Source organism: Bradyrhizobium sp. USDA 4486, assembly GCF_054057995.1.
Map to the genome: position 1 here is coordinate 3,313,065 of NZ_JBSRZV010000001.1, position 22,093 is coordinate 3,335,157.

Annotated in this window: 19 protein-coding genes; 7 read left to right on the forward strand and 12 right to left on the reverse strand. The window is 64.8% G+C overall.

Features of this window, described 5'->3' with window-relative positions; all coding sequences use genetic code 11:
- Positions 1-8: 8 nt before the first annotated feature.
- Entirely contained in the window at positions 9-866 is an 858-nt protein-coding gene (locus tag ACVWY3_RS16400) for an SDR family oxidoreductase (protein ID WP_456839372.1), read from the reverse strand.
- Between the two features lie 188 nt (positions 867-1,054).
- Between ACVWY3_RS16400 and ACVWY3_RS16405 the strand changes: the two genes are divergently transcribed.
- A complete protein-coding gene (locus tag ACVWY3_RS16405) occupies positions 1,055-3,457 on the forward strand; it encodes a membrane-bound PQQ-dependent dehydrogenase, glucose/quinate/shikimate family (protein WP_456839373.1) in 2,403 nt (800 codons plus the stop codon).
- Positions 3,458-3,473: 16 nt separating this feature from the next.
- Here the strand turns inward: ACVWY3_RS16405 and ACVWY3_RS16410 are convergent, their stop codons facing one another.
- The 3 genes from ACVWY3_RS16410 to ACVWY3_RS16420 form a co-directional block, all read right to left on the reverse strand.
- On the reverse strand, positions 3,474-3,707 hold the full coding sequence (locus ACVWY3_RS16410; RefSeq protein ID WP_456839374.1) for a hypothetical protein: 234 nt from the start codon (positions 3,705-3,707) through the stop codon (positions 3,474-3,476).
- 175 nt (positions 3,708-3,882) lie between these two features.
- A complete protein-coding gene (locus tag ACVWY3_RS16415; protein ID WP_456839375.1) occupies positions 3,883-4,755 on the reverse strand; it encodes an alpha/beta fold hydrolase in 873 nt (290 codons plus the stop codon).
- 9 nt (positions 4,756-4,764) lie between these two features.
- The gene (locus ACVWY3_RS16420; protein ID WP_456839376.1) at positions 4,765-7,272 is read right to left on the reverse strand and encodes an alpha/beta hydrolase; all 2,508 of its coding nucleotides are present in this window, start codon (positions 7,270-7,272) and stop codon (positions 4,765-4,767) included.
- 131 nt (positions 7,273-7,403) lie between these two features.
- On the opposite strand from ACVWY3_RS16420, the gene ACVWY3_RS16425 reads away from it, so the two are divergent.
- From ACVWY3_RS16425 to ACVWY3_RS16445, 5 genes are all read left to right on the forward strand, one after another.
- The gene (locus ACVWY3_RS16425) at positions 7,404-8,330 is read left to right on the forward strand and encodes an alpha/beta fold hydrolase (RefSeq protein ID WP_456839377.1); all 927 of its coding nucleotides are present in this window, start codon (positions 7,404-7,406) and stop codon (positions 8,328-8,330) included.
- The gene (locus ACVWY3_RS16430; protein WP_456839378.1) at positions 8,327-8,929 is read left to right on the forward strand and encodes a hypothetical protein; all 603 of its coding nucleotides are present in this window, start codon (positions 8,327-8,329) and stop codon (positions 8,927-8,929) included. Before ACVWY3_RS16425 ends, ACVWY3_RS16430 begins: the two co-directional genes overlap by 4 nt.
- A gap of 101 nt (positions 8,930-9,030) precedes the next feature.
- Positions 9,031-9,678: a CoA transferase subunit A gene (locus tag ACVWY3_RS16435; RefSeq protein WP_456839379.1), complete on the forward strand. Its 648-nt coding sequence runs from the start codon at positions 9,031-9,033 to the stop codon at positions 9,676-9,678.
- A 3-nt stretch (positions 9,679-9,681) separates the two neighbouring features.
- Positions 9,682-10,332, forward strand: coding sequence for a 3-oxoacid CoA-transferase subunit B (locus ACVWY3_RS16440; protein ID WP_456839380.1), 651 nt, complete (start codon positions 9,682-9,684; stop codon positions 10,330-10,332).
- Positions 10,333-10,343: 11 nt separating this feature from the next.
- Positions 10,344-10,802 carry a MaoC family dehydratase gene (locus tag ACVWY3_RS16445; RefSeq protein ID WP_456839381.1) on the forward strand — a complete coding sequence of 153 codons (459 nt, stop codon included), beginning with the start codon at positions 10,344-10,346 and terminating at the stop codon, positions 10,800-10,802.
- Positions 10,803-10,983: 181 nt separating this feature from the next.
- Here ACVWY3_RS16445 and fabI read toward each other — a convergent pair whose 3' ends face one another.
- From fabI to ACVWY3_RS16465, 4 genes are read right to left on the reverse strand one after another with little or no spacing between them, the layout of a single operon-like run.
- The gene (gene fabI / locus ACVWY3_RS16450; protein ID WP_456839382.1) at positions 10,984-11,772 is read right to left on the reverse strand and encodes an enoyl-ACP reductase FabI; all 789 of its coding nucleotides are present in this window, start codon (positions 11,770-11,772) and stop codon (positions 10,984-10,986) included.
- The gene (locus ACVWY3_RS16455) at positions 11,769-12,983 is read right to left on the reverse strand and encodes an acetate/propionate family kinase (protein ID WP_456839383.1); all 1,215 of its coding nucleotides are present in this window, start codon (positions 12,981-12,983) and stop codon (positions 11,769-11,771) included. The genes fabI and ACVWY3_RS16455 overlap by 4 nt, the downstream gene beginning before the upstream one ends.
- 5 nt (positions 12,984-12,988) lie before the next feature.
- Entirely contained in the window at positions 12,989-13,951 is a 963-nt protein-coding gene (locus ACVWY3_RS16460) for a phosphate acetyltransferase (RefSeq protein WP_456839384.1), read from the reverse strand.
- 29 nt (positions 13,952-13,980) lie between these two features.
- The gene (locus ACVWY3_RS16465) at positions 13,981-16,209 is read right to left on the reverse strand and encodes a DUF3141 domain-containing protein (protein WP_456839385.1); all 2,229 of its coding nucleotides are present in this window, start codon (positions 16,207-16,209) and stop codon (positions 13,981-13,983) included.
- A gap of 161 nt (positions 16,210-16,370) precedes the next feature.
- On the opposite strand from ACVWY3_RS16465, the gene ACVWY3_RS16470 reads away from it, so the two are divergent.
- Entirely contained in the window at positions 16,371-16,898 is a 528-nt protein-coding gene (locus tag ACVWY3_RS16470) for an N-acetyltransferase family protein (RefSeq protein ID WP_456839386.1), read from the forward strand.
- A 113-nt stretch (positions 16,899-17,011) separates the two neighbouring features.
- On the opposite strand, the gene ACVWY3_RS16475 is transcribed toward ACVWY3_RS16470, so the two are convergent.
- From ACVWY3_RS16475 to ACVWY3_RS16490, 4 genes are all read right to left on the reverse strand, one after another.
- Positions 17,012-17,467 carry a hypothetical protein gene (locus tag ACVWY3_RS16475; protein WP_456839387.1) on the reverse strand — a complete coding sequence of 152 codons (456 nt, stop codon included), beginning with the start codon at positions 17,465-17,467 and terminating at the stop codon, positions 17,012-17,014.
- Positions 17,451-18,368 carry a DUF2950 domain-containing protein gene (locus ACVWY3_RS16480; RefSeq protein ID WP_456839388.1) on the reverse strand — a complete coding sequence of 306 codons (918 nt, stop codon included), beginning with the start codon at positions 18,366-18,368 and terminating at the stop codon, positions 17,451-17,453. Before ACVWY3_RS16480 ends, ACVWY3_RS16475 begins: the two co-directional genes overlap by 17 nt.
- Entirely contained in the window at positions 18,365-20,029 is a 1,665-nt protein-coding gene (locus ACVWY3_RS16485; RefSeq protein ID WP_456839389.1) for a DUF3300 domain-containing protein, read from the reverse strand. The genes ACVWY3_RS16480 and ACVWY3_RS16485 overlap by 4 nt, the downstream gene beginning before the upstream one ends.
- Before the next feature lie 180 nt (positions 20,030-20,209).
- Entirely contained in the window at positions 20,210-22,093 is a 1,884-nt protein-coding gene (locus tag ACVWY3_RS16490) for a sensor histidine kinase (RefSeq protein WP_456839390.1), read from the reverse strand.

A 22,093-nucleotide genomic window follows, 5' to 3' on the forward strand; every position in this document is an offset into this window, starting at 1 on the left:
TCTCCTGTTCAGATGAACGGCTTTCCGCCGGTGACGGCCAGGGTCGCGCCTGAGGTGTAGCTCGAGAGCGGATCGGCTAACATGACATAGGCCGTTGCGAGCTCGGCCGGCTGGCCGGCGCGCTGCATCGGCACCTGCTTGCCGAAATTCTTCACTGTCTCTTCCGGCATGGTCGAGGGGATCAGCGGCGTCCAGATCGGGCCCGGCGCGACTGCGTTGACCCGAATGCCCTTCCCGGCCAGCATCTGGGCGAGGCCGCCCGTAAAGTTCTGAATGGCCCCTTTCGTCGTGGCATAGGCGAGCAGGCTCGGGTTAGGCATGTCGGAATTCACCGAGGCCGTGTTGATGATCGCAGCTCCCGGGCGCATGTGGGGTACGGCGGCCTTGGTCAGATAGAACATGGCATGAATGTTGGTCTCGAACGTCCGCTGCCACTCTTCGTCGCTGATCTCCTCGAGGTCCTTGAACGTGGCCTGATGCGCGGCATTGTTGACGAGGATGTCTATCCCGCCAAGGTCCTCGACCGTACGACGCACGATGGACCGGCAGTGATCGGGACTGCGGATATCGCCCGGGATCAGGACGATCTTGCGGCCCTCCCGCTCCACCAGCGCCTTGACCTCGGCCGCATCCTCGTCCTCGTTCAGATAGGCGATGGCGATGTCCGCGCCTTCACGGGCATAGGCGATCGCGACCGCGCGGCCGATCCCGCTGTCGCCGCCTGTGATGATCGCCCTCTTTCCGGCGAGGCGCCCGGCGCCCTTGTAACTCTCCTCGCCGTGATCCGGCCGGGGATCCATCGCACGCGTTGAACCAGGCATCGGTTGCTGCTGCGAAGGGAAAGGAGGCTTTGGGTATTCAGTCATCGAACGCTCCGGGAATCTGCTCCCGCTAACGGAAGGCTTGCGCAAGAGTTCCTAGCCTTGCAGGAACCTCTCGGCCGCAGAGACATTGCCGCAACGGAACATCGCATGTCGGGAGCTGACTATGCCGGAAGCGCTGCGCGCGCTCGCGCGCGGAATCCCGCGCTTGTCGCTACGCTGAAGCAGGCATCATGACTCCGACACATCGTTCACCGATCTCTTTCCGTGAGATCCCATTGCTGGCCGTGACCATCGCGGTCGTCTTCATCATGGGACTGGCGCTCCTCGCTGGCGGTGCCTGGCTCGCAGCCCTTGGCGGTTCCGTCTACTATCTCCTCGCGGGGGCCATGCTTCTGCTCACCGGCTGGCTGCTCGCGCGCCGTCGTGCCGAGGCTCTCTGGGTCTATGCCGCGCTGCTTGCCGCCACCATGGCGTGGGCGATCTGGGAAGCCGGATTCGATTTCTGGTCGCTGGCCCCGCGCGGCGACGTGCTTGCGCCGTTCGGCCTATGGCTGTTGCTTCCCTTCGTTGCCTCCCGCCTCGGTCCCCGCTTGCGAGCGGCGCGATGGGCGCTCGGTCTCGTCCTTGTCGTTGCAGCCGTCGTACTCGGTATTTCGCTGACGAGCGACCGCCGCGATCTTGCCGGCACGATCCCCGGGAACGACACGACCGGCGCCATTGCCTCTTCCTCACCGGCCAGCGCAGCCGAGAACTGGACCGCCTATGGCGGCAGCGGCTTCGGGACGCGATATTCCTCGCTGAGCGAGATCACCAGGCACAATGTAAAGGATCTGACCCTGGCCTGGGAATTTCGCACCGGTGACCACAAAGGGCCGGATGATCCCGACGAGATCACCAACCAGGCGACGCCGCTCAAGGTCGGCGATCTTCTCTACACCTGCTCTCCGCATCAGATCGTATTTGCCCTGGAGGCTGCGACCGGAAAACTGCATTGGAAGTTCGACCCGCAGGTCCAGCACAATAAGACCTTCCAGCACATGACCTGCCGCGGCGTGTCTTATCACGCAACAAAACCGGGCGCCGTGACGGCCGACGGTGCGCCTGCGCCGGCCGATTGTGCCCAGCGCATTTTCATTCCGACCAATGACGGACGCATGTTTGCGCTGGACGCACAGAGCGGAAAGCCTTGCGAGAGTTTCGGCAATCACGGGCAGATCGACCTCAAGGAAGGAAGCGAGATCCAGACCCTCGGCTTCTACGAGGGAACCTCACCGCCCGTCGTCACCGACAAGGTCCTGATCGTCGGTGGCGCCGTCATCGACAATTATTCCGATCGCGTGCCATCGGGCGTGATCCGCGGCTTCGACGTCTATTCCGGGCGGCTGATCTGGGCGTTCGACGCCGGCAATACCGACCCCAACGAGATGCCCTCGGCGTCGCATCAATTCACCGCGGGCTCTCCCAACTCCTGGAGCATTTCCGCGGTCGACGAGAGCCTCGGGCTCGTTTACGTGCCGCTCGGCTCGAGCTCGCCGGACATCTGGGGCGGCGGACGTTCGCCCGAAAACGAGCGTTACGATTCGGCTCTAATCGCGCTCGATATCATGACGGGGAAGCTGCGCTGGTCGTTCCAGAACGTGCACCACGATCTCTGGGACATGGACATGCCATCGCAGCCGAGCCTGGTCGATCAGCGTTCGAATGGCAGCGTGACGCCGGCGATCTACATTCCGGCCAAGACCGGCGACATCTTCGTGCTCGACCGCCGCGACGGGCATCAGTTGGTGCCCGCACCGGAGAAGCCAGTGCCGCAAGGACCCGCACCGGGCGACCGGCTGTCGCCGACGCAGCCCTTCTCGCAATTGAGCTTCCGCCCGCCCGGCATGCTGACCGACGCGCAGATGTGGGGGAGCACGACGTTCGACCAGCTGGCCTGCCGCATCAAGTTCAAGCGCCTGCGCTATGAGGGCCCGTTCACGCCGCCGTCAGAACAGGGCACCCTGGTCTTCCCGGGCGACTTCGGCATGTTCGAATGGGGCGGCATTGCCGTCGATCCCGAACGTCAGATCGCGATCGCGAACCCGCAATCGATCCCGTTCGTCTCCCGCCTCGTTCCGCGTGGAAAGGACAACCCGGCCGCGCCGAACGCGGCGCATCCGCCGGGCACCGAACTCGGCGTGCAGCCGATGTACGGTGCCCCCTATGGCGTCGATCTCGGCATCTTCCTTTCGCCGCTCGGCATCCCCTGCCTCGCGCCGCCCTGGGGCAATATCGCGGCCATCGACCTGAGAACGCACAAGGTGATCTGGCAACATCGCATCGGCACGATCCGCGATCAGGCGCCGCTGCCGCTGCCATTCAAGCTCGGTGTCCCCATGCTGGGCGGCCCGATCGTGACCGCGGGTGGCGTCGTCTTCATCACGGGAACGATGGATGACTACATCCGCGCTTTCGACGTCCGCGATGGCAAGCAGCTCTGGCAGGACCGCCTTCCCGCCGGCGGCCAGTCGACGCCGATGACCTATGAGGCCGGCGGCAAGCAATACGTCGTCACGGTCGACGGCGGCCACGGCTCGTTCGGCACCAAGCTCGGCGATTACGTCCGCGCCTATGCGCTGCCGGAACGACATTAGCTGGCGATCTCAGCCCTCAGAACGACCCGAACATCGCCCCCGGTATCAGCACGGCGACCAGCGCGATCATGCAACTGACGATCACGGTCATCACCATGTCGAGATAGCTTTCCCGGTGGGTGAGACCGCTGATCGGCAACAGCAGAAGCACGGTGCCCTTGTGGCGAAGCGCGTCCAGGGTGCCGGCGCTCATTGTCGTGACACGATGCATCAATTCTGGAGCGAGGTGATGCTCCGTCACCAGGCGCATGAAATCGTCGACCAGACACCGGACACGGCGCCGATGGTCGTTCCGCCCCGCTGCTCGGCCGACAGGAACGAAAAATCGAGTCGGGGGAATACGACCAGCGACATCGGGAAGTTCGTGCCGATCACGACGACCAGGGCAACACGGCGAGCGCGAATCCAGGCCCGCTTTCAGTGGGCTACGACGAGCCGGCACGGAGGCCTCCGAACCAGGCGCCGAAATAACCGGCATAGAGCGCCGGCCGTTCGAGGTTCATCGAATGGCCGATGCCGGGGATCACCACCAGACGGCAATCTGGCATCGCCTCGGCCATGGTGCGGAGATCGGCCGGTGCAATCCAGCCGTCCCACTCGCCCCACAATACGAGATGCGGATGCCGGATCTCCGGCATGCGCCGCTCCAGCTCGCGGCTCCCCTTCTCGCGCGTCAAGTTGACCGGCGTTCCGATCCAGATCCCCTCCGACACGCCGAAGGTCTGCTCGATGATCCGGTCGAACAGCACCTGGATCTCGCCGAGCCCCTCGCGAAATCGCGGGACCATGTTCGGCGCCATGCTCTCCGGCTCGAACAGCGACGAGGCGGCGGTCGCCATCACAGACCGTGTCCGCTCCTTGCTCGCCATCATCGCCCTGAACGACCCAATCTGCTCGGCATTGAAGGCCACGCCGAGCGGCGTCACCGGATCGAGCGCGAAGACGCGGCCAAAGCGCTGCGGCTGCATCAACAGCATGCGCGCGGCGATGATGCCGCCGGTCGAATGGGTCGCAAGGTGGCAGTAGCCGATATCGAGCGCATCGAGCGCCGCCAGCATGTCCTCGGCGTGCTGTTGCATGGAGTAGTTGGCGTAGTCCGGCGCGGGCTTGGGGCGATCGCTGTCACCGCAACCGCGCCAGTCGATTGCGATGACGCGCAGGCCGGTCGGAAACAAGGGCGCAGCGAGCTCGATCCAGTCCTTGCTGGCGAGATTGCCGTGGATGAAGACGACCGTGACGTCGCCTTGCCCCCACTCCCGCCAGCCGAGTTGCACATCTCCCGCCTGCACTCTCGGCATGGGCAGGTCCTACTTGTTGAGACCGGCCGTCGGCGCCGCGCCGGGCGGCGTGGGCGCCAGCGGCAAGGCCGATGCCACCGCGCCCTTGATCATGCGGTCGGTGCCGAGCGGCGATGAGGTGTCGACAGTTCCGTTGATCACGAAGTCGACGACATCGGCGGAATATTCCACGGGGTTGTCGGTGTGGATGAAGTGCCCCGTCTCCGGATAGATCTTGAGCATCGGCCGATTGCCCGCCTTCGTCATTCGCGTCATGAACGGCGTGATGACATCGCGGCCAAGGTCGGTCAGCCCGTTGAATGCGGGGGTCGGGATAAACGGCTCCTTGTCGCCGAACGCGAGGAAGATCGGCGCCTTGATCTGGATAACCCGCTCATAGAGATTCTTGGGATCATCCTGCTGCAGCTCCGCGCCGATGGTGTAGATGTCGAAGATGAAGACGTTGCACCACTGCTCGAGCTCCTTCGGGTTGCCCTTGGTGAGCCCGACGCGCTGCTCGGTGTGAAGGCGGGCATATTCGCTGTCGCTGAAGAAGTAGCCGCTCTTCGCCGCCGACACCGCGCCGGTGCCGGGGTCACGCTTCTTGAAATAGAAGAAGTCGCGGATGTTCAGCTCGTCGCGCGCTTTTTCCGCGGCGAGGATGCCGGTCTGGTCCCAGACCTGCTTCCACTTGTCGAAGTCGCGGCCGAGGGTCGGATCGAACAGCGGCGCCTTCTTGTCTTTCGCAATGGTGATCTCGCGCGGATATTCCTCGAGGCCCGATGGCGCTTCGAGGGCGAGGCCCTGCACCGCATCCGGCCAGGTCAGGGCATAGCCCACGACGAACTGGCCGCCGAGCGAATGGCCGAGATAGTAGGCTTTCTTGACGCCGAGCTGGTTGACGACGAGGTCGTAGATCACCTCGCGCATGTCCTGCATCGTGCGGGCCAGGCTCTTGTCGAGATTGCCGGGCCCCGACATGCCGTAATGCGGCAGGTCGGGCACGATCACGCGCAGGCCGCTGTGCAGCGCGTATTGCATGATGTTGCCGTAGTGGCCGCCGAACGCGCCCTTACCGTGGATGATGACGAGCACCTTCGGATCCTTGTCGGCGCCGGCATACTCGTCCATGTAGCCGATTTCCCAGGAGTTGCCGCTCTTGTCCTTGGCGCTGGCGAATTTGACCGGATAGGGATAGGTCACATACGCCTTCCAGAACGACTTCTTGGGATCGATGTTCTCGGCGACGCCAGGCACGCGGTAATTCTTGTCGACGAATTTCTGCGCGCGATCGAGCGCGGCCACGTCGTCCATGAAGGCGACGAACTTCGGATCGTTCTTGCGCTGGTTGATGATGGGGAACACGCCGTAATGCGCGACCGGGCTCTCCTGCGCGATCAGGTCGGCCCCGGGCACGCGATCGACAGCCTTCTGCGCCAGCTTGAAGTTGAGCCAGAGGTCGTTGGTGATGTGCATCACCAGCGTGCGGGCCTGGATGCGGCCGAGATACGGGTTGATATTGTGCGTCTCGCCGACCCGGTTGCGCCAGACGAGGTCGACGGCATCATAGAGCTTGGCGCGGTTGGTGACGTTCAATCCCGCCTTCTCGTTCGGTGGGTCCCAATAGAAGATCTCCGGCTGCACGGCCGCCCAGCTCTGGGTCGTGCGGAAGGCAAAGTCGTAACCGGTCATGCCGAGGATCGACCAGCCGAACGCAACGCCCGGGACCGGATGCTTCTCCTTGGGCAGCTTGTAGTAGTCGCCGTTGGTGGACTGCCAGACGGGATCGGACTGGATCGCCGCCGTCATCATCTGAAACGTCCAGTTGCCGACGGGGTCGTCACCATCCGATTGCGTGGTGCCGCCGATCGGCATCAGGGCGTTGATGTATTCCGGATGCATCACGCCCCAGACATAAGTCTGCGTGCCGCCCATGGAGACGCCGGTCACCAGCGCGATGCGCGCGACCTTCAGCTCGTCACGCAGCAGGCGGTAATTCGCCTGCACCATGTCGTAGTAGCTGTACTGCGGAAACTTGACGCCGAGTCCGTCCGACGGCTTGCTGGCGCCCCAGGTGCCGAGCGGATCGACCATGATGACGTAATAGCGGTCGGTGTCGATCGGCCGGCCCGGACCGATGATCGGCACGCCGCCCGATAGTGCGGCGCCCTTCACCCATTGCTCGTACATGTCGGTGGAATCGCCGGAATAGTAGGAGTTGATCACGACGGCATTGGTGATCTCGCCGGCCGCGTTACGCCGGGCGTTGCCGATAGCGATGTAGGCGGTGCGCAGCTTGCTGGCGCCGAGCGACTCCAACGTGACGCCGCCCTCGCCGCCGTTCTCCCATTTCGAGGGATCCGACAGATCATACTTGCCGCCAAGGCGGAAGTTGGCGATCTCGTAAGTTTTCTTCAAACCGTCATGCTGCACCTGCGACGAACGCCGCGTGAAGGGTTGTGCGACTGCGAGCGCCGTGCCGACCAGCAGCACGACCAGGCTGATCAAGCAGCGCTTGACGATGTCTCTCGCGATCATGACGCAATCCTCCCACGCGCATTTTGGCGAGACGCTAGGCAGGACGGCCGGGCCAGCTTTGATCTAACTCAATGGAATTTGACTGCCGACGCTTGAGGATCGCGCATTCGAAACCGCCGCCGGCCAGCGCAATGCCCTTCCTCCGTCATGGCTCATACCGGATCCGCTATGAGCTGGACGGGCCGGCGGATGCCCCGGCCTATGTGCTCGTGAACGGGTTGACGCAATATGCCGAGCTCTGGTCGGCCTATCGCGAGGCGCTGCTGGCGCGCGGCTTTCGCGTCGCGACCTTCGACCTGCTCGGCCAGGGCGCCTCCGACAAGCCGACGCTCTTCATCAGCCAGGACGATCAGGTCACCGCGCTGCGCCTCCTGATCGACGAGCTCGGCGACGGCCCGGTCTTCCTGAGCGGTATCGGTTTCGGCGGCCTGATCGCGCTGCGCTACGCCATCGCGCACGGCGAGCGGCTGTCCGGGCTCGTGCCGATGAGCTGCTTCGCCGAGCTCACGCCGCAGCTTCTGCTGCTCGGCAATGCCCTGCGCACCGGACTGATCCTCGGCGGCACGAGCTACCTCCAGGACCTCTTGCTGCCAATGAACCTGTCGGACCAATGGCTGAAGCCGCTGCTGGACAAGCTCGACGGCGTCAAGCGTCAGGGCTGGCTGGTCAACGACGTCTACGCGCTCCAGAACCTGATGGAATCTTTCCTCGACTTCCAGCCGCTCACGCCGCGCCTGTCCGCGATCACGGCTCCGACCATGATCCTCAACGGCGAGTTCGATTTCCTGACACCGCGCAGCCTGCACGAGACCTTGCGCGTCGAGATTCCCAATAGCTCACTGGTCATCGTACCAAAGGCCTATCACGCCTTCACGCTGGAGAAGGGCGCGCTGACGGCCGATCTGCTCGCCCGCTTTGCCGACGACGTGCTGGCCGGGCGCTGGCAAGGCAATCAAGCGGTCTGGATTGCGCCGGACGAGGCCGGTGGCGAGCTCACGCCGTTTCCCCCCGGCTACGATCATCTGCGCGCCATCCCGGTCAAGCGAGCGCTGCCATGAGCGGCTTCCTCGGTCCACTCGATTTCGACAGCCGCATTCCACGGCGGCAGCAGACGCGGGTCGCGGCATTCCTGATCTCGGCGCACGGCGCCCTCGCCCGGCAATTCGCCTTCACTCTGCCGATGAAGCTCGACGCCGCCTGGCAGACCGAGTTGAACGCGCAGTTCTATCGCGAGAGCGAGATCGTCTCGCTGCTGATGCGCGCCACGTCTTGGGTGCCGGATCTTGCCCTGGGATACATGGCCGCATCCTGGGAGACCGCCTGGTTGCCTGCGCCGATCGAGGGGATCGCAGAGCCTCGCCTCGCCCAGGCGGTCCACCTCGCAACACTTGCGCATGCGGTGCATGCTGGCATCCGGCCGGCTGCGCTGCTCCCCGTCGAGGCCAATGCGCAGGACCCGTTCGTCATGGCATTGCGCCGGATCGAGTTCGAGAGCAGCCGTCTGTTGCAGGCGCAGATCCTATTCCTCAAGAGTGAAGTCCTCGCGGCGCATCGGGATGCCGTCAGCGCGGCGCTCGAGCAGCGCCACGCCGGCGTTCGCAGGCTCTGGCGCGAGACGCTCGCAAGCATCGGCGTGGACGCAGTCGGAACGGAATGAACTGAAGCCTTGATGCAGATCAAAGGAGACCAACCGGCCCGCGCCAACATCCACCTGCTGCCGCCCTTCTGCTCATCGCCGGCCGACCGGGAGTTTCAATCATGAAGGCCGTCTCCGTCGAAGAAGCCGTTGCGATGATCCCGGCAGGCGCCAGCGTCATGGTTGGCGGCTTCATGGGCGTGGGAACGCCGGAGCGGCTGCTCGACGAGCTCGTGCGGCAGAAGAAGACCGGGTTGACACTGATCTGCAACGACGCTGCGATGCCCGGCAAGGGCGTCGGCAAGCTGTTCGACGCGGCGCTGGTCTCCCGCTTGACCGCGACGCATATCGGTCTCAATCCGAAAGCCCAGCAGCAGATGCTGGCGAACCAGGTCGCGGTCGATCTCGTTCCGCAGGGCACCTTGGTCGAGCGCATCCGCGCGGGCGGATGCGGCCTCGGCGGCGTGCTCACGCCGACCGGCGTCGGCACGCTGGTCGCGGAAGGCAAGCGCCAGATCGAGGTCGACGGCAAACCCTTCCTGCTCGAGACCGCGCTGCGGGCGCAGTTCGCGCTGGTGCACGCCTTCCTCGCCGACTATCTCGGCAACCTCGCCTATGCGCTGACGTCGCGCAACTTCAACCCGATCATGGCGATGGCCGCCGACACCGTCATCGTCACGACCGAGAACATCGTGCCGGTCGGCGTCATCGCGCCCGATCATGTCATGACACCGGCGCCGCTCGTCGACTATCTCATTACCAACGGGTGAGCCATGGATCCGCAGATCATCATCGCCCGGCGCGTCGCCAAGGAGCTGAAGAGCGGCAACCTCGTCAATCTCGGCATCGGCATTCCGACGCTGGTGGCCAATTACGTGCCCTCCGAGCTCAAGGTGTTTTTCCAGTCGGAGAACGGCCTGATCGGCACCGGCCCGATCCCCGAGCAAGGGATGGCGCATCCCCTGCTCACAGACGCCGGCGGGCGGCCGATCAGTGCGCTGCCGGGCGCTGCCACCTTCGACAGCGCGATGTCGTTCGGACTGATCCGCGGCGGCCACGTCGATGTCACCGTGCTCGGCGGCCTCCAGGTCGACGCGCACGGCCTTCTCGCCAACTGGATGATCCCCGGCAAGATGGTGCCGGGCATGGGCGGCGCCATGGACCTCGTCAGCGGCGCCAAGCGCGTCATCGTCGCCATGCAGCACGCCGCCAAGCGCAAGTCGAAGATCGTCGCGAAATGCTCGCTGCCGCTGACCTCGGCCCGGCCCGTCAACCTGGTCGTGACCGACATGGCCGTGATCGGCTTCCCCGAGGGCAAGGCGACGCTGCTGGAAACCGCGCCCGGCGTCAGCGTCGGCGAGGTCCTGGCGCTGACGGAGGCGGAATTGGCCATTCCCGACAATGTTCCGGAAATGAAGCTCTGAGCAGGCTGACCATGCGGATCTTCAGCGACTTCGACGAGATCAAATCCGCCGTCGGCACCGAGATCGGTGCCAGCGACTGGATCGAGATCACGCAAGAGCGCATCAACCAGTTCGCCGAGGCGACCTGCGACGAGCAATGGATCCATGTCGACCAGGAGCGTGCGAGCAAGGAGATGCCCGGCGGCAAGACCATCGCCCACGGCCTGCTCTCGCTCGCCCTGGCGCCGCTGTTCATCCGAACGGTGATCGGACTGAAGGGCCTGCGCAACACGCTGAACTATGGCGCGGACCGGATCAGGTATCTCGCGCCGGTGCCGGCGGGCTCGAAACTGCGCGGCCGCGTCACGGTCGCCGAAGCCGAGGACGTGCCGCCCGACGGATTGCGCGTCAATTATCACCTCGTGATCGAGATCGAGGGCGGCAAGAAGCCTGCCTGTATCGCCGAGCTGATCGCCCTGCACTACCGCTGAAACAAAATTCGAAAACAACCCCATGCACAGTAGCATGGGGTTGATGGCACAGCCATTTTCTGCTTTATCTTCTGTTTTGTCGAAATTTCCTTGACCCGTCGGGCAAAACAGTGGCAAAGTGCCATCATCAGCCCGAGCGCCCAGACGGTCCAACCCGGCGTGACCACGCCCGGATGCACGATCAATCGATGATGTGATAGCCACCGTCGATATAGAGCACAGCGCCGGTGATCAGCTTGGCGCCGTCGAGCGCAAGGAAGGCGGTGGCGTTGCCGACATCGTCGATGCTGACGAGGCTGCGCGAGGGCGCCTTGGATTGTGCCTTGTCCATCAGCTCGTCGAACTCCGGAATGCCTGAAGCCGCGCGGGTCGCAAGCGGTCCCGGCGAGATCGCGTGTACGCGGATGCCCTTCGGACCGAGTTCAGCAGCAGCATAGCGAACCGAGGCTTCGAGCGCCGCCTTGGCAACACCCATGATGTTGTAGTTCTCGACCACCATCTGGCTGCCGTAATAGGTCATTGTGAACATCGTGCCGCCGTTCTTCATCAGCGGCTCGGCGAGATGCGCCATGCGCAGGAACGACCAGCAGGAGACGTCCATGGTCTTCAGGAAACCATCGCGGCCGACATCGACGACGCGGCCGTGCAAGGCCTCCTTGGGCGAGAAGGCGATGGAATGAAGCAGGAAATCGAGCTGGCCCCACTCTGACTTGATGCGCTCGAACACCGCTTCGGTCTGGCCTTCGACCATGACGTCGAGCGGCATGAAGATCGGCGCATCCAGCGCCTGCGCCAGCGGCTCGACATGCTTCTTGGCGCGGTCGTTCAGATAGGTGACGGCGAGATCGGCGCCGAGTGCCCGGAACGCCCTGGCGCAGCCCCATGCGATCGACTGGTCATTAGCGATGCCGACGACGAGGCCCTTCTTTCCCTTCAGGGCGACCTTGCTATCCGGAAATACTGGGATCATGACACCCTCTCATGTCTGGGATTATGCGAGTGGCCGTTCATCAGAAGCGCCAGCGTGTGCTGCGCAATCATCAGCTCCTCATCGGTCGGCACCACGTAAACGGGGATGCGGCTGGTCGCCGTCGAGATCAGCCGCGCATGGCGCGCGTTCTCGGCCGCATCGAGCGCGACGCCGAGCCAGCCGAGCTGCTCCGCCACGCGGGCGCGGATGCCGCTCGAGTTCTCGCCGATGCCGGCGGTGAAGACGAAGGCGTCAAGGCCCTGGAGCGCGGCGGCGAGCATGCCGGCGTTGAGGCCGATGCGATAGACGAAATAGTCTACCGCGAGCTTCGCCTGCGGATCGGGACTGGCCTCCAGCTCGCGCATGTCATTGCTGAGACCGGAGAGACCTTTCAGTCCGCAGTCGCGATAGAGGAAATCCTGCACCTTCGATACCGTCATCCCCTTCTCGGAGATCAAATACAGCACGACGCCGGGATCGAGCTGGCCGGGACGCGTGCCCATTGGCAACCCGTCAAGCGCGGTGAATCCCATGGTACTCTCGACGCTCGATCCGCCCTTCATCGCGCACATGGATGCGCCGCTGCCGAGATGGGCGACGATCACCCGGCGCTTTGCGATGTCGGGCGCGATCTGCGGCAGGGTCCGCGAGATGTACTCGTAGGACAGCCCGTGAAAGCCGTAGCGCCGAACACCCTCGGTGTGGAGCTGGTGCGGGATGGCGTAATGATCGGCGAGCAGCCCATGCGTGCGGTGAAACGCCGTGTCGAAGCAGGCGACCTGCAGCACAGCGGGGAAATTGGCGAGGATCGAACGGATCGGCGCCAGATTGTGCGGCTGATGCAGTGGCGCCAGCGCCACGAAGCGTTCAAGGCGCGCCACCACGCCATGATCGACCAGGACCGGCCGCTCATAGTCCGGCCCGCCATGGACGACGCGGTGTCCGACCGCCAGAGGTTGGATGCGAACCTCGTTCCGCAACCATTCGCCCGCGATCTCCATCGCCGCCGGAACGTCCGCAACGGCCTCGATCGGATAGGCACGGTCGGCCATGGGATCGCCGCCTGCGTCACTCGCCCGCAGACGCGGGCGGCTGCCGATGCCGTCCACCTGGCCCTTGATCAGCCGGCGCAGCGTGCCTTCACCCTCGGCCGCGAAGACCTGGAACTTGACGCTCGACGAGCCGGCGTTGACGACGAGGATGCTGTCCATGGCGGTCACGCCGGAACTGTCGGCGCCTTCTGGCGCCTTGCATGAGCATAGAGCGCAGCGACCGCGCAGGACGCCATCCGTGCCCGCGGAGTGTCGGCGCGCGAGGTCAGGACGACAGGCACACGTGCGCCGAGCACGATGCCGGCGCCGTCGGCCTTGGCGAAATAAGCGAGATTCTTGGCGAGCATGTTGCCCGCTTCGAGATCTGGCACGACCAGGATCTGCGCGCGGCCGGCAACCTCGGACTTGATGCCCTTGATGCGCGCGGATTCGACGTCGATGGCGTTGTCGAAGGCCAGCGGGCCATCGAGCAGGCCGCCGGTGATCTGCCCGCGGTCCGCCATCTTGCAGAGCGCAGCCGCCTCGATCGTGGACGGGATTTTCGACGTCACCGTCTCGACCGCGGACAGGATGGCGACGCGCGGCAATTTGCCGAAATTCGCCTGGTTGTACAGATCGATCGCGTTCTGGATGATGTCGCGCTTGGCGTCGAGATCGGGGAAGATGTTGATCGCGGCGTCGGTGACGAAGATGGTTTCGGCATAGGCCGGCACGTCCATGACGAAGACATGGCTGATGCGCCGGTCGGTCCTGAGCCCCCCGACCTTCGCCGTCACCGCCCGCATCAGCTCGTCGGTGTGCAGGCTGCCCTTCATCAGAAGCTCGCCCCGCGCGGCATGGATCAGTTCGACGCCCTTGGCCGCGGCATCGTCGCTGTGCGCGGCATCGACCACATCATAGCCGGAAATGTCCAACCCGAATTTCGCGGCCGTATCCCTGATCTTCCGCTCCGGCCCGACCAGCAGGGGCCGGATGATGCCGGCCGCGGCGCTGTCGACGGCGCCCCGCAACGAGGTTTCGTCGCAGGGATGCACGACGACGGTCGGCGCCGGCGGGATCGCCCTGGCAGCGGCGATCAGACGATCGTACTTGCTGGGAGACTGCGTGGCCGTCGCATCTGGTGACATGATGTTGCTCCGGGTCCCTGCAATTCGTGTTACGACGCCTTCGCCCTTGGATCGAAAGAGGCAACATTCGACGCCGTCTCGGAAGGCTCGCTGACGTCGAGGCCAAACAGGCCGGCAACTTGCCGCAGTCGTTTGGCCCGTTCGCCGGTGACGTCCTCGCTCGCGGACAGCACCTGCTTGATCGCCTCGAAAGCGCCGCGGCGAAGATTGACGTCGTCCGGCAACATTTTCGGGATGGCGGCCAGTGCCGCCTCGCGATCGAGCAGCAGCATGAAGAACTGCTCCCGCACCAGCATCTTGAACTCGGACAACGTCATGCGCGCGCCGGCTTGATCACGGCGGACCTGGCGCAGCGCCTCGATGCTGCGTTCATCGACCATCCCGCGCGCCGAGCCGACATAGAGCAAGGCGCGCAGCGCCGCTTCGCGAAGGCCGCCCTTGCCGATCCGCGCCTTCAATTCAGCGATGCGCCTCTCGAGCATGGCGCGGTGCTCGGCTGTCATCTCACACCGCTGGGATGGCGCGGAGGTGGGATCGATCCCGACCGCCGCCTGCAGCGCCGGCGAACCATAGACGCTGAGGAAGATCGCTTCGCTCAGCGCCTCCTGCGAGTCGCGCCAGCTATCCAGGGCGTGAACGATCTGCTTCGAGATCTGCTCCTGGAACGCCAGGAACGGATTGTCCTCCGCGACCGGCTTGCGCTCCTCCTCGGCCTTCTCGGCCAATGATTTCACCACCGCCATGTAGGGATTTCGGCTGCTGAACAGCTCGTATTGCAGCCGCAACGGATGCATGTTGTGGGCCCACTCTGCCATCGTGGGCGTCACCATGCCCTTGATCCAGGGCTGGAGGAATTTCTGATAGGCCTTGAGATTGATCTCCGAGACGCGCTTGGCGGTGGCAAAGCGCCGCTCGTCCTCGGGCGAATTGCCGCCCATCGCGCGGATGTCGCCGAGCGTCCGAGCCTCGCAGCGCATCACCCACAGGCCGACGACCAGTTCCGGACTCGCGGTCTCCTTGCCCTTCGCTTCAAAAGTGGCCTCATAAAGTCCGGGCGGCAGCACGTCGATCAGGTCGATATTGCCGGAGAATTCCGCATGCTCCTTTTTGGCGACGCCGCCGGAGACGAAGATGCCGAGATGACCGATGCTCTCGTGCACGGTGTAGACGATGGTCTGGCCATAGGCCCTGATCTCGTCGACATCGGCGTAGCAGTCGAGAATCCAGTGCAGCGCCTGCTGCGGCGGCGTGATGTTGTCGCCCTTGGAGCAGAACACCACGATCGGCGACCTGATGCTGCGGAGGTCGACCTTCTGGCCGTCGGACATCTCGATGTTGCCCGTGGCGAGATTGTTGCCGACGAACAGCTCGTCGACGATGAACTGGATCTCCTCGGCGTTGAGGTTGACGTGACCGCCCCACCAGCGCTCGAATTCGAGATAGCGGTCCGCCTCGGTATCGACCTTGGAATAGACGTTGTACTGCTTGGTCCACAACGTGTTCGACGGGTTCTGGTTCTCGAAATTCTGCACCAGCCAGGCGCCGTCGAATTTGCCGGCGCCAAGATCGCTGGTGAGCGCGGTGAGCCAGCTCCCGCCGAGGAGGCCGCCGGAATAGCGCATCGGATTTTTGCCGTGCACGCCAGCCCAATAGGCAAGCGGTGCGCCGGCGATGATCAGCGGCCCGAACAGCTCGGGGCGCAGCGAGGCCAGGATCATGAGGGCCCATCCGGCCTGGCAATTGCCGATCACGCAAGGCTTGCCGTCGGCGTTGGGATGGCGCTCGATGACCTCTTCGATGAAGATGGCTTCGGCACGCGCGATGCGCTCGATGGTCTGTCCGGGCATCGGATCCGGCAGGAACCCGATGAAATAGCAGGGATGGCCTGCCTTCATGGCGACGCCGATCTCGCTGTCGGCCTTGAAGCCGCCGATGCCGGGGCCGTGGCCCGCGCGCGGATCGATCACGACGAACGGCCGCCGGTTCATGTCGATCTCGACATTGTCGGGCGGAATGATGCGCACCAGCGCATAGTTGACGGGGTCATCGAGCTTGCGGCCGTCCATGATCAATTCGGCGGAATATTGCAGAACGTGCGGCGCGGTCTGCGCGACATGTTCCCTGTACTGGTCGCCGCGCCGGCGCATGATGTCCAGGAAGAGGACACTGCGCTGTCCCGCATCGATCATGTATTCGACTGCCGAGGCGACGAGGCCCGACATCGGACCGCCCGGAATTTGCACCTTATCGATGGACATGTTTCGACCTCTCCGTGGCGTTCGACAATTGACGGCGGCGAGCCAGGACGAACGTTGATCTAGGTCAAGATGACCTGCACGCTTGGAAGGCTCTTGTCCTGCAACGGGCTTATGAGGCGCGACTTGCTTGACGCGCCAATAGCTGCCGGGGCGACATCGGCATGTCACAAATCGCTGATTACAGCGCGCAAGCCGCGCTGAAGGACGGCACTCCGATCGAGATTCGCGCGCTTCGGCCGAGCGACGAAGCGGATATGCTGGCCGCGGTCGAGCGCACCGGGCCGAGCTCGCTGCAGAGCCGGTTCTTCGCCATGAAGCGGCACTTCTCGGAGAAGGAACGAAGCTTCTTCATAAACGTCGATTTCAGCACTCACGTCGCGCTGGCCGCCTGGGTTGAGGAACAGGATCGTCCCGCGATCGTCGGCGGCGGCCGATACGTGGTTACAAAGCCCGGCGAGGCCGAGATGGCCTTCGTCGTGGTGGATGCCTGGCAAGGACGCGGGATCGGTTCCCTGCTGCTGAAGCATCTCATCGACATCGCGCGGGAACAGGGGATGCGCGAGCTGACGGCCGAGGTTCTGTCCGGCAATGCCTCGATGCGCCGGGTGTTCGCGAAGTCCGATTTCAGGCCGGCGCGCAGCGACGATCCGAGGACGGTGCGCCTGGTTCTCGCTCTTAGAGCGGGATGAATTTGGCTGAATCGATGCGCGCTCAGGACTCGGTTCACCTCTCCCGCGGGGAGAGGTGAGCCACGGACGGCCCGCCGAAGCTGATGTCATCATGTTCCAGGCCCGCCCGAGCCTCATCGCAAGGCGATCGTGATCTGACTGATATTGGCGGCGAGCTCGAGTCCCGCCTTCGGGCCTTGCAGCACGATGGTCACGCCCTTCTCGTTGCGGAGGTGAACGCCGTTGACCCCGCCGACCAGCGCAAAGCCGCCGCCGACGGAGCTGTAGGTGCCGGCGAAGTCACCGACATCGCGGATCCCCGAGGCCCAGCCGTCGAAACGGCCGACCGTCGCGCCGGCCGTGATGCCGAAGCTCAGACCGCTGATCCTGAACGGATAGGTCTTGCCGCGATAGGTCAGCACGCCGCCGCCGGCGCCGCCGCCGACCAGGAGGCCGGCCTTCACGATCTTGGCCCTGACGTGACCCGCCGCCTGCGCCAAGGACGGCGTCGGCACCGCAACGCCGAGCGCCAGCAGCAGGAGCGCGATCCGGAGGAACATCCGCGCGCAGCGTTCAGGGTTTTGCAGCATCGACCTTCCTCCAGGTCTGGTCGGGATTGAACTGCGTGATGCGCTCGGCGATCAACGCCGTGCGCGGGCCGAGATCCTTCTGGTAGACGACGCCGTCGTGATTGACGAGGAAGGTCATGACGCCGGAATTGCCGTATTCCGCAGGCCAGGCGATCAGGCCGAAGCCGCCGATCATCTTGCCCTTGACGACATAGTTGAGCGCGCCGCCGCGGGCATCCGGGCCCTGCCCCTTGAGGATGTGGAAGTAGTAGCCGTGATACGGCGCGGGGCCGACATCGCCGGCGCGATAGCCTTCCTTCGACGCCTCCGCCGCCAGCGCGCCGAGCGGACTCGGGTCGCTGTCGTCGCGCCAGAACAGGCCGTCCTTCTTGCCGGGCGAGGAGACGATGCGCTGTGCGTAGACGCCGGCGCCCTCGCCGCGGTCATTGTCGGCATATTCGTTCTGCGCATCGACATAGGCGAGCATGGTCTGGATCGCGTCGAGCTCGTTACGGCCGATACGGCGGCGGAGCACCTCGATCCGTCCCTCGGCGGTATCGAACTCCCAGCCGGCCTTAGTGTTGACCAGCGGAATCGGGAACGGGAAGTCGTCCGGCCCGAGCAGCAGCGTCGCGGTCTTGTTGCCTTCCGCCTTGATGCCGTGCTTGGCCTCATACATCGAGCTGAAGCGCGCCCGGATGTCGTTGTCGGCGACATCGTCACCGGAGAAGACGATGCCCTCGGCATCCCTGCCGAGCACTTTCAAAATGTCTTTCGGTCCGCTCTTGACTGCGGCGGCAAGCGCAGCCGCGGCGTCTTCCGGTGTCTTGTAGGATTCCTGCGCGAGAGATGCCGATCCGAACAATGCGAGCGCGACGAGGCCGGGCAGCACCGCGCGACGGAACGATTTCAGACCGGTCATGGCGTCACCTCCGCCGGAATCTTCGCGCCGCCGGCGAGCCAGTCGCGGTAGGTCCGGAATGTCAGTCCGAGCTTCTCGTAATAAACCCGCAGATAGCCGTCGCGGCCGCGGGTGACGGCACCGGGCATCACCTGCGCGACCTCCTGCGCCATCACGCCAACATAGGCCTGGTCGCTACCGATATAGTTGAAGCGATAGTAGCCGAGGCCATTCGAGAGATGGCCGAGCAGAACGATGTCGTGCTTCAGCGCGATGTCGGAACGCCGGCCGCCGCCACCGCCGCGGAAACCACCTCCTCCACCTCCACCGCGGAAGCCGCCTCCGCCAACGCCGCGCATCGCCATGCCGCCACCGCCGCCGCGGCCGGCGAAGCTCGGTCCGCCGCCACCGCGCGGCATGCTCGCCATGCTGGCGCGACCTCGTGCGGATGCCGCGGACGCTGACCGACCGGAGGAGACGTTCATGGCGCCGCCGCGATTGCCGCCACCGCCACGATTGGCCGCAGCCCCGCCGCCGGCGCGGTTCGCGGCCTTGGCACCGCCGCCTTTGTTGCCGCCCTTGGCCCGATCACCGGCACGATCGCCGCCGCCCGGACGATCACCGCGATTGCCGGCGCGATCACCGGCACCGCCACGATCGCCAACGCGATCACCAGCACGGTCGCCGGCGCGGTCTCCAGCACGATCTCCTGCACCCTGGTTCGGACGCAGCACCTGGTTGCCGTCACGGCCGCGGAAATCCATCCGGTCGGACGCGCCGGCCTTGATGTTGGTGTTGCCGAAGCGCTGCTGCACGTTGGTATTGTTGTAGCGCACGCCGCCGCGATGCGCCGGATTGTGCTGCCAGCCGGTGTTGATGCTGGTGGTGCGATGATTGACATAGACGTTGCGGTTGCCCCAGTTGCAGCCGCCGCCCCAGTAATTGCCCCAGCGCCCGATCGCCCAGGCAGTGCCGAAAGCGATGCCTGCCGCGACCACGCCTGCGCCGATATAGGACGGATAGCCCCAATAATACGGCGGATATTCCGCATAGGGCCAGCTGCCGTAGACCGTCGCCGGATCGTAATAGGGCACGTACATCTCCGCGGGATTGGCCTGCTGGATCACGACGACCTGCTTGCCCTCCTGCGACTGGACGCTGACCTTCTGCTGCTTGGTGGTGACCAGCTTCTTGTTGTCATAGGCCTTGTTGCGCAAACGCTGGATCGCGTCCATCACGTCGGGCTGCTGCGCGAGGAAGGCGTCGCCGAGCTTCTTGGTCCAGTCGAGCTGGTCGCTCATCATGGCCAGAACATCGGCGGTGCTGGCGAGCGCCTTGATGCTGTCGTCCCAGGCCTGCTTCTCCACCTCGGTCTTGAGCGCATCGCCCTTCAGGCTCTTGCGCGCCTTCAGCCAGCGGTTGGCCTCCACCACTTCGAGCGGATAGGTCGAGGCGGCCAGCACGTTGGCGAGCAGCTCGTCGGGATAGAGCGCGATCGGCGCGACCAAAGCCTCCAACTGCTCGGGCTTCAACAGCTCGGCCGAAGGAGCGGGCGGCGTTGCAGGCTGTACCTGCGTGGTGGGTGTCGCCGGCGCCGCCGGCGTGCTGGCCTGCGCCATCGCAGCGGCGGGCATCGTCACCACGAGCGCAATCGCCATCAGGATCCTGCCGCAACCAACCATTGCAATCCTCCCAAGACTTCCGACCGCGACGATCGGGCCGAGCGATAGACGTTTATTGATCGAGATCAACGAAACGGCGCGCGTGCGCCGTTGCGGCGGCGCGTCAATCGATCAGCTCGGCATCCAGCAGCAGCCGGTTCGGGACGGTCGGCCCGAGGCCATGGGCCGCCTTCATGGCTCTCAGCCGAGCAGCGGCAGGCGGATCGTGAACAGCGCGCCACCCCAAGGCTGGTTTTCGACGCTGATCGTGCCGTGATGGGCCTCGACGATGGTCTTGACGATCGCAAGCCCCATGCCCATGCCTTCCGGCTTGGTCGTGAAGAACGGGTTGAAGACGCTGCCGAGATCGGCGGATGCGATCCCCGGACCGGTGTCGGCAACCCTGATCTCGGCATGATTGCCGGCGCGCATCGTCGTCACGCTGACCTCGCGCTTCTCCATGCCGGCATCGGATACCGCATCCATCGCGTTGATGATCAGGTTGAGAACGACCTGTTGCAGCTGGACCGGGTCGCCCTTGACGTGCAGATGGGCCAGAGCAGGCGTATAGGTCAGCACGATCCGGCGTCCATCGGCGACGGCCGCGACCAGGCCGATCGCCTCGCGCACGGTGTCGTTGAGCTCGATGTCGCCGACCTCAAACGGCATCTTCTTCAACACCCTGCGCAGCCTGCGGATCACCTCGCTCGCGCGCTGATCGTCGCGCCTGATGTCGGCGAGGATCTGCCGGATCTCATCCACATCGGGCGATGCGCTCTTGAGCAGGAGCTCCGCCGTCTCGGCATTGGTCAGGATCGAGCCGAGCGGCTGGTTCAACTCGTGGGCAATCGACGTCGTCAGCTCACCGACCGCCGAATAGCGATTGGCGTGCGCAAGTTCGGCAAGGCGCTGACGCGATTCCACTTCGGCGAGCCGGCGGCCGCGCCGCTCGTGCAGAAGACCGCTGATGAGACCCGCCTGGACCAGGAAGACGGCGGTGATCAGCAACATCTGCCAGCGATAGCGCTCCCAGATGTTGGGCTCGCGAAACAGGACTTGGCTGCCGGGAGGCAGGCGACTCTCGCTGATGCCCCAGCGCCGCAGTTCCCGCCAATCGTAGCGCGGCGGCGCAAAGCCGACCGGCTCGTATTTGACGTTTGCGGGTTTCTCACCGCCGAGAACCCGTAGCGCCGCGCTCACGGTCCGGGAGCTGGTTTCCGCGACCAGATGCATGGGTCCGCCGACGGTGCTGCCGCCGAAGAACGGCTCCTGGTAGGAGAAGATCGGCGCATTCGCGACCGCGTGCAGGCTGCGCAGGGCGATGTCGCTCTCGTGGACGATCCCGGCCGCATCGACCGACATCAGGCCCCAGAACAGCACGGTGTGCGGCGGCAGCTTGGAGGCGCGTTTCAGGATCTCCTCGAACGACAGGTCCGTATACCAGACGAGTTCGACCCGCTCGCCCAGAGGCTTCAGCTCCTGCTTCACCTCCTTGACCCAGAACTGCTCGAGCGGCGAGGCGCCGATCACCATTGCGACCGTCCTGGTGTCCGGCAGCAGCTGCAGGATATTGTCGAACGCGGCCACGAAGTCGTTGCGGATCGCGATGACGATATCGTTGTCGGTGAGATCGGCACGATCGATCAGCCGGTACTCGACCGCGGAGAAAATCAACGGTGTATCGGGGAACAGCCGCGCGCGATATCGCTGCGCGAAGCGAGCGGCGGGCGCGCCGATGCTGAGCACGATGTCAGGCATGGCGCCCTGATAGAGCGAGTGCAGATACTCGACGAAGGGCGCCTCGGGACCGGGATTGTTGAAGCGCGCCGTGAGCAGCGCGTGCTCCTGGATGTCGAGCGGCCAGGGCGATTGCTGCTCGAGCTCGGACTTGATGCTGCGCGAGAACTCGCTCCACGGCCGGAATTCGCGGCCGAAGGAATGCAGCAGCAGCACGCGCTTGAGCTCGCCGCCCAGGCTGCGCTCGGCGGCATCGGCGCGTCCGGGCGACAGGCACGCGGCGACAAGGAGCGCGAGGCAGACCAGCGCAACCGCTGCGTGCCGCGGCCTGACCTGGTCAGTGGACAT